Source organism: Salmonella sp. SG203 (genome assembly GCF_013350575.1).
GTDB classification, from domain to species: domain Bacteria; phylum Pseudomonadota; class Gammaproteobacteria; order Enterobacterales; family Enterobacteriaceae; genus Salmonella; species Salmonella enterica.
The window spans coordinates 95289-107595 of record NZ_SNMT01000011.1 but is presented as its reverse complement, the minus strand read 5'-3'; the positions used below and the strand labels follow the sequence as shown (position 1 = coordinate 107595).

The following is a 12307-nucleotide window of genomic DNA, read 5'->3' as shown; positions in this document are numbered from 1 at the left end:
CAGTGGTATGCTATTTTTAATAGTGTAGGTTTCGTTGACAATAACATGGCGTAATTTTAAAATCAAAAAAAATGGAGCCTGCTATGAACAGTATTTTTTATTCTGTTATTATATTGCTATTACTGACCGGCGCGATACTCTTCCTGATGTGGGAGGTTAATAAAAAACGTCCTGGTGGAAAAATCGTAAATTTAAATCAAACTGAACCCATGACAAAGGAAGAGGGCGAAGATCATTTCTCAGTATTAATGAATTCGATAACGCCGGTATGGTACTGGCGCGTTAACCATGAATATATCGATTTCCTTCATGCAACGATAAAACGAATGACAATGACTGAGTTGAATGAAACGCCTGGATTATTTGACGCACAGCGTCGTTGCAGCGACCTTAACTCTGCCGTTTATAAGTATTACGACAATATTAAGAAGCGTTGTCTGAACGGAGAAAAGGTGCCGTATTCGGATTTGGACGTCCTGAATTTACGCCAGTGTTTTCGCGAGTTCAGTCTTGAAGCCTACCCGGCATTGGTCGCGCTGGTATGGCCGGAATATCAGCGCCCGCAGGTTAACCCGGATGAGATTTAGAGCCTATCCCATTAGGGCTATTTTACTTGCCATTTTGGACCTGGGCAGTGCTCGCCAAAACGCGTTAGCGTTTTGAACGCCGCTAGCGGCGGCCCGAAGGGCGAGCGTAGCGAGTCAAACCTCACGTACTACGTGTACGCTCCGGTTTTTACGCGCTGTCCGTGTCCAAACTGGCTGCGACAATAACGCCTGGTGGGATAGGCTCTTAACTGGCATGTTGATCTGATGTTGCATGGTTGAGATATACTGTTGCTGGTTTTAGTTACCTGACAGGTCCCTATGGAACGCTTTCTTGAAAATGTAATGTATGCGTCTCGCTGGCTGCTCGCGCCGGTGTATTTTGGCCTCTCTTTGGCGCTGATCGCTTTAGCGCTAAAATTTTTCCAGGAAATTCTACACGTTCTGCCGAACGTTTTTGCCCTGGCGGAGGCCGATCTGATTCTGGTGCTGTTATCGCTGGTTGATATGACGCTGGTTGGCGGATTGCTGGTAATGGTCATGTTCTCCGGGTATGAAAACTTTGTCTCTCAGCTGGATATCTCTGCGGGCAAGGAGAAGCTGAACTGGCTGGGGAAAATGGATGCGACGTCGCTAAAAAATAAGGTGGCGGCATCGATAGTCGCTATCTCTTCCATTCACCTGTTACGCGTGTTTATGGATGCGAAAAACGTCCCGGATAACAAATTAATGTGGTATGTCATCATCCATCTGACCTTTGTCCTGTCGGCGTTCGTGATGGGCTATCTGGACAGATTGACGCGACATAACCATTGAGCCGCCGTCCACGGCGGGGCAGTCGGGCAAAGGATGCTGAGCCCGGCTGTAAAACAGCGCTTCTTTAACGGTGGATAACCGTCTCCCTGCAGCCTTACGCAATATTTTTACTACATCTATTCATTTACTCAGTAATAACACTGAAAGATTTTCTCTGCGTTCACAGATATATAACATCTACGGGTACGTAAACGGCGATAACTGTAAAAAAATGGAGAATGCATTATATATTCTCCGCGCCTTGCCGATAACGAGAGTGCGTCATCGTCTGATGACTAATCTCTTATATTCAGCAAGGAAATTCATATGCGTTTGCTGCAAAACTTTACTATTCGTATGGTCATGCTGACGATACTGGGACTTTTTTGTCTACTCTGGTCGGGGGTGGGGTTATACAGCGTCCATGCTTTATCCGAAGTTTCGGAAGGAAATGATATTGACCGGCATCTTGTGCGGCAAATGACGGTGCTAAGCCAGGGTAACGATCAATATTTCCGCTTTGTTACCCGCCTTAGCCGCGCGATGGATGTAAAAATCGGCGGCGGCACGCCCGATTTTGCGCCCGCCCGGCAGTCGCTCGAGAATATGCGTCAGAAGCTGGAGGAGATGAAAGCGCTATCGCCAGGGCCGATGAACCCTGATATCTCAAGGGAGGTCTTGTCCAACTGGCAGGCCTTGCTGGAGAAAGGCGTCGTTCCTCAAATGCAACTGGCGCAGCAAGGATCGCTGACCGCCTGGAGCGAACATGCCAGTACGGTCACGCCCGCACTCAGTCGCGCGTTCGGCGCCAGCGCGGAACGGTTTAGTCATGAAGCTGGCGCCATGCTGGATAACACCCGCGTGATGGTCGATGGTAAAACCTATACCATCCGCATCCTGCTTATCACGGCGGTGATTCTGGGCATTGCTATCCTGATTTTTACCGATCGCTATCTGGTTGCAATGATGGTGAAACCGCTGGAGCGCATCCGTCAGCAATTTCAGCGCATCGCGCAAGGCGATCTTAGCCAGCCGATTGAAGCGTTGGGGCGTAACTGCGTAGGCCGGTTGGTGCCGCTACTGCGCGCGATGCAGGACAGTTTACGCGAAGCCGTGAGTACGATCCGCGCCGGAAGCGACAATATCTGGCGCGGCGCGACGGAAATTTCTACCGGTAATAACGATCTCTCTTCCCGAACGGAAGAACAGGCCGCCGCGCTGGAAGAAACTGCCGCCAGCATGGAACAGCTTACCGCAACGGTGAAAATGAACGCCGAACACGCCCGCCAGGCGAGTCAGCTTGCGGATGCCGCCTCGCTAACGGCAGGAAAAGGCGGTGAACTGGTTTCCGATGTGGTAGAAACAATGAACGGTATTTCCGCCAGTTCGCAGCAGATCGCCGAAATTACTACCGTGATTAATAGTATTGCTTTCCAGACCAATATTCTGGCCTTGAACGCAGCGGTAGAAGCGGCCAGAGCGGGCGAGCAGGGACGCGGCTTCGCGGTGGTCGCCGGTGAGGTACGTAACCTGGCCAGCCGCAGCGCGGGGGCGGCGAAAGAAATTGAAGCCTTAATTGGCGAATCGGTACGTCGCGTAGCGCAGGGCGCGCAGTTGGTCCAGGAGACCGGCGCGACGATGGACGCCATCCTGCGCGGCGTCACGGAAGTGACGACGATTATGAAACAGATCGCGTCCGCCTCCGAAGAACAGAGTAAAGGTATTTCTCAGGTTGGCGTGGCGATCACGCAAATGGATAGCGTTACGCAACAAAACGCCGCGCTGGTTGAGCAGGTTTCCGCGGCGGCGGCGGCGCTGGAACGGCAGACGGAGGATTTGCAACGCTCCGTACAGCAGTTCCGGCTTTCCGCTAGTGAGCCGCAACAACGCGTAACGGCGAAAGCGGCGCCTGGCGTTCAGAGAATGGCGTCGACTCCCGCACAGTCTACTGATGAATGGGTTGCCTTCTGATGTGAAGCAAAAAAGCGCGTAATGCGCTGGCCTTCATTTAATTAGTCGCTATATAATTCATTATATAGCGACTAAGGAGGTCAGATGAATAATCATTTTGGGAAAGGGTTAATGGCCGGGTTGCACGCGCCATATGCATATAGCGCGCATCATGCGGTGAATTTCTGTTCTGAGTATAAACGTGGCTTTGTATTGGGTTTTACACACCGTATGTTCGAAAAGACCGGCGATCGTCAACTTAGCGCGTGGGAGGCTGGAATTCTGACGCGTCGCTATGGTCTGGATAAAGAAATGGTGATGGATTTCTTTAAAGAGAATCATTCCGGGATGGCGGTTCGCTTCTTTATGGCCGGTTATCGACTCGAAGGTTGATCCAACAGGGGTATTATCTTGCTTTAATTAATTACACTATCGCCTCTTCCCTTCGTTTTACTGTTCCGTCGAAGTATTATGGCGCACATAACCATAAAAAAAGTGTGGTAAATGGCGTACCGATCGCAATAACTTCTTCGCGAACAGTGCAAAATAAAAGCCAGGTCTTCGTAACGGAATAACTATAAAATGACTGGAGATAATACTCTCATCACTTCTCACGGCATTAACCGTCGTGATTTCATGAAGCTTTGTGCAGCACTGGCCGCTACTATGGGGCTCAGTAGCAAAGCCGCCGCAGAAATGGCAGAATCGGTATCCAATCCACAGCGTCCGCCCGTTATCTGGATTGGCGCTCAGGAGTGTACCGGTTGTACCGAATCACTGCTTCGTGCTACACACCCAACCGTTGAAAACCTCGTTCTGGAGACTATCTCTCTGGAATACCACGAGGTACTTTCCGCCGCATTCGGTCACCAGGTCGAAGAAAACAAACATAACGCTCTGGAGAAGTATAAAGGGCAATATGTTCTGGTGGTGGATGGTTCTATCCCACTAAAAGATAACGGTATCTACTGCATGGTTGCCGGCGAGCCGATCGTGGATCACATCCGCAAAGCCGCTGACGGCGCAGCCGCGATTATCGCTATCGGTTCCTGCTCGGCATGGGGCGGCGTTGCTGCGGCTGGCGTAAACCCAACCGGCGCTGTCAGTCTGCAGGAAGTCTTACCGGGCAAAACGGTTATCAATATTCCAGGTTGTCCGCCAAACCCGCATAACTTCCTGGCGACCGTCGCGCATATCATCACTTACGGCACGCCGCCGAAGCTGGATGCGAAAAATCGTCCAACCTTTGCCTATGGCCGTCTGATTCATGAGCATTGCGAACGTCGTCCACACTTCGACGCAGGCCGTTTTGCCAAAGAATTTGGCGACGAAGGCCACCGTCAGGGCTGGTGTCTCTACCATCTTGGCTGTAAAGGGCCGGAAACCTGGGGCAACTGTTCTACGTTACAGTTCTGTGACGTTGGCGGCGTCTGGCCAGTGGCGATCGGTCATCCTTGCTATGGCTGTAACGAAGAAGGTATCGGCTTCCATAAGGGCATTCACCAGCTTGCTCATGTCGAAAACCAAACTCCGCGTTCAGAGAAACCTGACGTCAATATGAAAGAAGGCGGCAATATCTCTGCGGGCGCTGTCGGTCTGCTTGGCGGCGTAGTCGGTCTGGTTGCCGGCGTCAGCGTGATGGCGGTACGTGAACTGGGGCGTCAGCAAAAGAAAGATAACGCTGACTCACGGGGAGAATAACCGTGAACAGACGTGACTTTATTAAAGCAGCCTCCGGTGGAGCATTGCTGTTGGGCGCCGCGCCGTCTGTCAGCCATGCGGCTGCAGAAAACCGTCCGCCGATTCCAGGTTCGCTGGGTATGCTGTATGACTCCACTCTGTGCGTGGGCTGTCAGGCCTGCGTCACAAAGTGTCAGGATATCAACTTCCCGGCGCGTAACCCGGAAGGGGAGCAGACCTGGTCGAACAACGACAAACTGTCGCCGTATACCAATAACATTATTCAGGTATGGCGTAGCGGTACGGGCGTGAACAAAGATCAGGAAGAGAACGGCTATGCCTACATCAAGAAACAGTGTATGCACTGCGTCGATCCTAACTGCGTTTCCGTTTGCCCGGTGTCGGCGCTGAAAAAAGATCCGAAAACCGGCATCGTCCACTATGACAAAGATGTCTGCACCGGCTGCCGTTACTGTATGGTCGCCTGTCCGTACAACGTACCTAAGTACGACTACAACAACCCGTTTGGCGCGCTTCACAAATGTGAGCTGTGTAACCAGAAAGGCGTTGAGCGTCTGGATAAAGGCGGTTTGCCTGGGTGTGTGGAAGTTTGTCCGGCAGGGGCCGTCATTTTCGGTACTCGTGAAGAGCTGATGGCGGAAGCGAAAAAACGTCTGGCCCTCAAACCAGGCAGTGAATATCACTATCCGCGCCAGACGTTGAAAACGGACGACACCTATCTGCATACGGTGCCTAAATACTACCCACACCTCTACGGTGAAAAAGAGGGCGGTGGTACTCAGGTGCTGGTGCTGACAGGCGTTCCTTATGAAGATTTGGATCTGCCGAAGCTGGATGACCTTTCAACCGGAGCGCGCTCCGAGCATGTTCAACACACGCTTTATAAAGGCATGATACTACCCCTGGCTGCGCTGGCGGGCTTAACCGTGCTGGTTCGTCGTAATAGCAAAAACGACCATCACGATGGAGGAGACGATCATGAGTCATGATCCAAAACCGCTGGGCGGAAAAATCATCAGTAAACCGGTCATTATTTTTGGACCGTTAATCGTCCTGTGTATGCTCCTTATCGTGAAGCGTCTGGTCTTCGGGTTGGGCTCCGTTTCCGACCTGAACGGCGGTTTCCCGTGGGGCGTCTGGATTGCCTTTGACCTGTTGATCGGCACCGGCTTTGCCTGTGGCGGTTGGGCGTTGGCATGGGCGGTGTATGTCTTTAACCGTGGGCAATACCATCCGTTGGTGCGTCCGGCGTTGCTGGCAAGCTTGTTTGGTTACTCGCTGGGCGGCCTGTCGATCACTATCGACGTCGGTCGTTACTGGAACCTGCCGTATTTCTACATTCCAGGTCACTTCAACGTGAACTCGGTACTGTTTGAGACGGCGGTCTGTATGACCATCTACATCGGCGTGATGGCGCTGGAGTTTGCGCCTGCCTTGTTTGAACGTCTGGGCTGGAAAGTGTCGCTCAAGCGTCTGAATAAGGTGATGTTCTTTATTATCGCGCTGGGCGCGCTGTTGCCGACGATGCACCAGTCCTCAATGGGGTCATTGATGATCTCGGCGGGCTATAAAGTGCATCCGCTATGGCAAAGCTATGAAATGCTACCGCTGTTCTCGGTTCTGACCGCGTTTATCATGGGCTTCTCCATTGTCATATTTGAGGGTTCGCTGGTTCAGGCAGGCCTGAAAGGAAACGGTCCGGATGAGAAAAATTTGTTTGTTAAGCTGACGAATACCATCAGCGTGCTGCTGGCGATTTTCGTCGTCCTGCGCTTTGGCGAACTGATTTATCGCGACAAGCTGTCCTATGCGTTTGCCGGCGATTTTTACTCCGCTATGTTCTGGATTGAAGTCGTCCTGATGGTCTTCCCGTTAGTGGTGCTGCGTGTGGCGAAACTGCGTAATGACTCTCGTATGCTGTACCTGTCGGCGCTGAGCGCGCTGTTGGGCTGCGCGACGTGGCGTCTGACCTATTCGCTGGTGGCATTCAACCCGGGTGGCGGCTACCACTACTTCCCAACCTGGGAAGAATTGTTGATTTCTATTGGTTTTGTGGCCATTGAGATTTGTGCATACATCGTACTCATTCGTCTACTGCCGATACTTCCTCCTTTAAAACAAAACGATCATAATCGTCATGAGGCGAGCAAAGCATGAGCCAGAGAATTACTATTGATCCGGTAACCCGTATTGAGGGTCATTTACGCATTGACTGCGAAATTGAGAACGGCGTCGTATCCAAAGCATGGGCGTCCGGCACCATGTGGCGTGGTATGGAAGAGATCGTGAAGAACCGCGATCCGCGCGATGCGTGGATGATTGTGCAGCGTATTTGCGGCGTTTGTACGACAACTCACGCGATCTCTTCCGTTCGTGCGGCAGAAAGCGCGCTGAATATTGATGTTCCCGTCAACGCGCAGTATATCCGTAATATTATTCTGGCGGCGCATACCACCCATGACCACATTGTCCATTTCTACCAGCTCTCTGCGCTGGACTGGGTGGACATTACCTCTGCGCTGAAAGCCGATCCGGAAAAAGCTTCTGCGATGCTGGATGGCGTGTCGAGCTGGCACCTGAACAGCGCGCAAGAGTTCACGAAAGTTCAGAACAAGATCAAGGATCTTGTCGCCAGCGGTCAGTTAGGTATTTTCGCCAATGGCTACTGGGGGCACCCGGCAATGCAGTTACCGCCGGAGGTCAACCTGATTGCGGTCGCCCACTATCTGCAGGCGCTGGAATGTCAGCGTGACGCTAACCGCGTGGTGGCGTTGCTGGGCGGTAAATCGCCGCATATCCAGAACCTGGCGGTCGGTGGGGTGGCGAACCCGATCAATCTCGACAGCATCGGTACGTTGAACCTTGAACGCCTGATGTACATCAAATCGTTTATCGATAAGCTGAGCGATTTTGTCGAGCAGGTGTATAAAGTGGATACCGCAGTCATCGCGGCCTACTATCCGGAATGGCTGGAGCGCGGCAAAGGCGCGGTGAACTACCTGAGCGCGCCGGAATTCCCGACCGACGGTAAAAACGGCAGTTTCCTGTTCCCGGGCGGTTACATTACCAATGCCGATCTGTCGACATACCGTCCGATCACCTCTCACTCCGATGAATTCCTGATTAAAGGTATTCAGGAGAGCGCGAAGCACGCCTGGTATAAAGATGAAGCGCCGCAGGCGCCGTGGGAAGGCACCACGATTCCGGCTTACGACGGTTGGTCGGATGACGGTAAATACTCATGGGTCAAGTCGCCGACATTCTACGGCAAAACCGTCGAAGTCGGGCCGCTGGCGAACATGCTATGTAAACTGGCCGCAGGTCGTGAATCCACGCAGACCAAGCTCAATGAAATCATTGCGCTTTATCAGAAGCTGACCGGCAAAACGCTGGAAATGGCGCAACTTCACTCTACGCTGGGTCGTATCATCGGGCGTACCGTTCACTGTTGTGAACTGCAAAACGTATTGCAGGATCAATACAACGCGCTGATTGTAAATATCGGCAAAGGTGATTACACCACGTTTGTGAAGCCGAACATTCCGGCGACGGGCGAGTTCAAGGGCGTGGGCTTCCTGGAGGCGCCGCGCGGTATGCTGTCTCACTGGATGGTGATTAAAGACGGTATTATCAGTAACTATCAGGCAGTGGTGCCATCGACCTGGAACTCAGGTCCGCGTAACTTCAACGATGACGTGGGGCCGTACGAACAGTCGCTGGTCGGTACGCCGATCGCCGATCCGGCGAAGCCGCTGGAAGTGGTACGTACTATCCACTCCTTCGACCCTTGCATGGCGTGCGCGGTACACGTGGTGGACGCCGATGGCAATGAAGTGGTCTCGGTGAAGGTTTTGTAATGCGGATATTAGTCTTAGGGGTCGGCAATATTTTGCTGACCGATGAAGCCATCGGGGTGCGTATTGTTGAAGCGTTAGAGCAACGATACACCCTGCCGGATTTCGTTGAGATTCTGGATGGCGGTACGGCGGGAATGGAACTTCTTGGCGATATGGCGAATCGTGATCATTTGATCATTGCCGACGCCATCGTGTCGAAAAAGAACGCGCCGGGAACCATTATGGTACTGCGCGACGATGAAGTTCCGGCGCTGTTCACCAACAAAATCTCCCCCCATCAGCTTGGACTGGCCGACGTATTGTCGGCCCTCCGCTTTACCGGCGAGTTTCCGAAGAAACTGACCCTGGTCGGCGTTATTCCACAGTCGCTGGAACCGCACATCGGCTTAACGCCAACCGTCGAGGCGATGATTGAACCTGCGCTTGAGCAGGTTCTTGCTGCGCTGCGTGAATCCGGCGTCGAAGCAATTCCTAAGGAGACGGCGCATGTCTGAAACGTTTTCCGGATTCGACACGGCGCCCGTCGCCCGGGTTCAGGCGGCGTTTGAAGAGATAGCCCATCGTTCGATGCACGATCTTTCGTTTCTGCATCCGACTATGCCTGTGCATGTCTCTGATTTTACGTTGTTTGAAGGACAATGGACGGGCACGGTAATTACGCCGTGGATGTTAAGCGCATTAATCTTCCCTGGCCCGGACCAGATCTGGCCCGGGCGTACCGTCGGTGAAAAACTCGGTCTGCAACTGCCTTATGGCACGATGACCTTTACCGTTGGCGAACTGGAAGGCGTTTCGCAATATCTTGCCTGCTCGTTGATGTCGCCGCTTTCCCGTAGCCTGTCGCCGGAAGAGGGCGTCCGGCTGGCGGATGACTGCGCGCGGATGCTGTTATCCCTGCCGGTAAGCAATCCTGATGCGCCGCAGACAAGCCGGCGTGCGTTGCTGTTTGGCCGTCGGAGCTGTGAGAATGCATGAGCTGTCTCTTTGCCAAAGCGCCGTTGAAATTATTCAGCAGCAGGCAGAACAGCACGGCGTGGCGCGCGTCACCGGCGTATGGCTGGAGATAGGCGCGCTTTCGTGCGTTGAAGAGCGCGCGGTCCGTTTCAGCTTTGACATCGCCTGCCAGGGGACTTTAGCGCAAGGGTGCGAATTGCACATCGACTACAGACCGGCCCAGGCCTGGTGCTGGGATTGCAGTCAGGTGGTGGAAATTCTCAGGCATGACGCGCAATGTCCGCATTGTCATGGCGATCGCCTGCGGGTGGATACCGGCGATTCGTTGAAAGTAAAAAGTATTGAGGTCGAATAACCCGCATTTTATTTCAGGTGGTTAATTATGTGTATTGGCGTCCCCGGTCAGGTGCTGGCCGTCGGAGATGATATTCACCAGCTTGCGCAGGTGGAAGTGTGTGGCATCAAACGTGATGTCAATATTGCTCTGATTTGTGAAGGTAAGCCAGCCGATCTGATAGGGCAATGGGTATTGGTACACGTTGGTTTTGCGATGAGCATCATTGACGAAGACGAAGCGAAAGCCACGTTAGATGCGCTGCGCCGCATGGAGTACGACATCACCAGCGCGTGATCCCTTAATCACCTCTATTATATCGCTCTATAATCGTTGTATAATTATTTATATATCGATTGTGGGGCGAAACCTATGAATAAATTTTTGCGCCAGCTCTCTCTGCTGGCGTTGCTTTTTTGCTGGCCGTTAATGTCACAGGCGGCGCGTACTTTTACCGATCAACTTGGCCGCCAGGTCACGGTTCCCGATACCCTCGACAGAGTGGTGGTGCTCCAGCATCAAACGCTCAATCTCCTTGTACAGATGAATGCCACTGACAAAATCGTTGGGGTCATGGCGAATTGGAAACAGCAATTAGGCGACGGCTATGCGCGTCTGGCGCCGGAACTGGCGCAAAAAGCCTCGCTGGGCGATCTAACGCACGTTGATCCTGAAAAACTGGTGGCGCTGCGCCCGCAGGTGGTGTTTGTCACGAATTACGCTCCGCAGGAGATGATCGACAAGATCAGCCGTCTTGGCATTCCGGTGGTGGCGATTTCGCTGCGCCATGATGTTGCTGGCGAGCAGGCTAAAATGAACCCGACCCTGGCCGATGAAGAGCGGGCTTACAACCGCGGGCTGCGTGAAGGAATAACGCTGATTGGCGATATCGTCAATAAACCGCAGGAGGCGAAAGCGCTGATTGAGGCGATGGATAAAGGTCGCAAGATGGTCAGCGACCGTTTGCAGTCGGTTCCTGAAAATGAGCGAGTTCGCGCCTATATGGCGAATCCGGAGCTGACCACCTACGGTTCCGGTAAATACACCGGTCTGATGATGGCCCATGCGGGGGCGCTGAATGTAGCGGCATCCTCGGTGAAAGGCTTTAAGCAGGTGACAATGGAGCAGGTGATCGCCTGGGATCCACAGGTAATCTTTGTCCAGAATCGCTATCCAAAGGTCGTCAATGAGATCCTGCACAATCCCCAGTGGCAGGTCATTGACGCGGTGAAGCATCATCGGGTTTACCTGATGCCAGATTATGCCAAAGCCTGGGGATATCCGATGCCGGAGGCGGTGGGAATCGGCGAACTGTGGATGGCGAAAAAACTCTATCCGGAAAAATTCCACGATATTGACATGCAAAAGGCCGCTAACGACTGGTATCAACGTTTTTACCGTACTGACTATCAGGGCGTACAGTAATGCGAATACTGGCTGCGGGGAGCTTGCGCGTCGTCTGGCCGCAGCTAATGGCGGCGTTTCAGGCGGATGCGGTATGTGATTTCGGTCCGGCGGGGCTGTTACGTGAACGCATCGAAGCGGGCGAAGCATGCGACTTTTTTGCTTCGGCGAACCTGGCGCATCCGCAGGCGCTGCTGGAAAGCGGGCGGGCACTGCGGGTCGCGCCTTTTACGACGAACCGTTTGTGTCTGAGCGTGCGGGCACAGGCGATGCGTGAAGGCGAGGACTGGCTGTCGCTATTAACCCGGCGGGATCTGCGGATCGGCACCTCAACAGCAGGTTGCGATCCTTCCGGCGATTATACGCAGCAGCTTTTTTCGCGGATGGGCAAGGAGGGCGAAGCGGTCCGAAAACGCGCGGTAGCGCTGGTTGGCGGCAGGCAGACTTTGCCGTTACCGGCGGGCCGGCTGGCTGCGGAATGGCTCATCAATCATGATTACACCGATATCTTTATCGGCTATGCCAGCTATGCTCCCTGGCTACGGCAGGTTAATTCGCTGCGAGTGGTTGATATCCCGGAACCTTATAATCCCGTGGCTGAATATGGCTTTGCCTGCCTGAGCGAGCAGGGAAAAACGCTTGCCGACTTTTTACTGTCAGCACGGGCGAGGTTGATTCTCATGCAACATGGGTTTAGTGAAGCGCCGAATATGACACACTCGCAGAACTGATAAGCGAAGCGTCAGCAGGGAATACCATGCCGGATG

General features: G+C 53.2%; 14 protein-coding genes. All 14 read left to right on the top strand.

From position 1 onward, the window contains the following. The first annotated feature begins 83 nt into the window (after window positions 1–83). Window positions 84–587 (top strand): ESA_00282 family adhesion-associated protein, encoded by a 504-nt coding sequence (locus HV477_RS16685; protein ID WP_001519110.1) that lies wholly within the window; start codon window positions 84–86, stop codon window positions 585–587. Between the two features lie 279 nt (window positions 588–866). Continuing rightward, on the top strand, window positions 867–1361 hold the full coding sequence (locus HV477_RS16680) for a TIGR00645 family protein (RefSeq protein WP_000439335.1): 495 nt from the start codon (window positions 867–869) through the stop codon (window positions 1359–1361). A gap of 306 nt (window positions 1362–1667) precedes the next feature. Further along, window positions 1668–3311: a methyl-accepting chemotaxis protein gene (locus HV477_RS16675; protein WP_021000782.1), complete on the top strand. Its 1644-nt coding sequence runs from the start codon at window positions 1668–1670 to the stop codon at window positions 3309–3311. An 84-nt stretch (window positions 3312–3395) separates the two neighbouring features. Next, window positions 3396–3683 carry a DUF2623 family protein gene (locus HV477_RS16670; protein ID WP_001059119.1) on the top strand — a complete coding sequence of 96 codons (288 nt, stop codon included), beginning with the start codon at window positions 3396–3398 and terminating at the stop codon, window positions 3681–3683. A 189-nt stretch (window positions 3684–3872) separates the two neighbouring features. Further along, on the top strand, window positions 3873–4991 hold the full coding sequence (gene hybO / locus HV477_RS16665; protein ID WP_000145429.1) for a hydrogenase 2 small subunit: 1119 nt from the start codon (window positions 3873–3875) through the stop codon (window positions 4989–4991). Between the two features lie 2 nt (window positions 4992–4993). Further along, entirely contained in the window at window positions 4994–5980 is a 987-nt protein-coding gene (gene hybA, locus HV477_RS16660; RefSeq protein WP_001081721.1) for a hydrogenase 2 operon protein HybA, read from the top strand. Next, window positions 5970–7148, top strand: a complete 1179-nt coding sequence (hybB, locus tag HV477_RS16655) for a Ni/Fe-hydrogenase cytochrome b subunit (protein ID WP_000017678.1) — start codon at window positions 5970–5972, stop codon at window positions 7146–7148. Before hybA ends, hybB begins: the two co-directional genes overlap by 11 nt. Next, on the top strand, window positions 7145–8848 hold the full coding sequence (hybC, locus tag HV477_RS16650) for a hydrogenase 2 large subunit (protein ID WP_000083045.1): 1704 nt from the start codon (window positions 7145–7147) through the stop codon (window positions 8846–8848). The genes hybB and hybC overlap by 4 nt, the downstream gene beginning before the upstream one ends. Next, window positions 8848–9342: a HyaD/HybD family hydrogenase maturation endopeptidase gene (locus tag HV477_RS16645; RefSeq protein WP_001221960.1), complete on the top strand. Its 495-nt coding sequence runs from the start codon at window positions 8848–8850 to the stop codon at window positions 9340–9342. The genes hybC and HV477_RS16645 overlap by 1 nt, the downstream gene beginning before the upstream one ends. Further along, window positions 9335–9823 carry a hydrogenase-2 assembly chaperone gene (gene hybE / locus HV477_RS16640; RefSeq protein ID WP_000004951.1) on the top strand — a complete coding sequence of 163 codons (489 nt, stop codon included), beginning with the start codon at window positions 9335–9337 and terminating at the stop codon, window positions 9821–9823. The genes HV477_RS16645 and hybE overlap by 8 nt, the downstream gene beginning before the upstream one ends. Further along, entirely contained in the window at window positions 9816–10157 is a 342-nt protein-coding gene (gene hypA / locus HV477_RS16635) for a hydrogenase maturation nickel metallochaperone HypA (RefSeq protein ID WP_000544945.1), read from the top strand. The genes hybE and hypA overlap by 8 nt, the downstream gene beginning before the upstream one ends. 27 nt (window positions 10158–10184) lie before the next feature. Next, entirely contained in the window at window positions 10185–10433 is a 249-nt protein-coding gene (gene hybG, locus HV477_RS16630) for a hydrogenase maturation factor HybG (protein WP_000334887.1), read from the top strand. Window positions 10434–10508: 75 nt separating this feature from the next. Then, the gene (locus HV477_RS16625) at window positions 10509–11561 is read left to right on the top strand and encodes an ABC transporter substrate-binding protein (protein ID WP_079898905.1); all 1053 of its coding nucleotides are present in this window, start codon (window positions 10509–10511) and stop codon (window positions 11559–11561) included. Then, window positions 11561–12271, top strand: coding sequence for a molybdate ABC transporter substrate-binding protein (locus HV477_RS16620; protein ID WP_001220944.1), 711 nt, complete (start codon window positions 11561–11563; stop codon window positions 12269–12271). The genes HV477_RS16625 and HV477_RS16620 overlap by 1 nt, the downstream gene beginning before the upstream one ends. The last annotated feature ends 36 nt before the right edge of the window (window positions 12272–12307 follow it).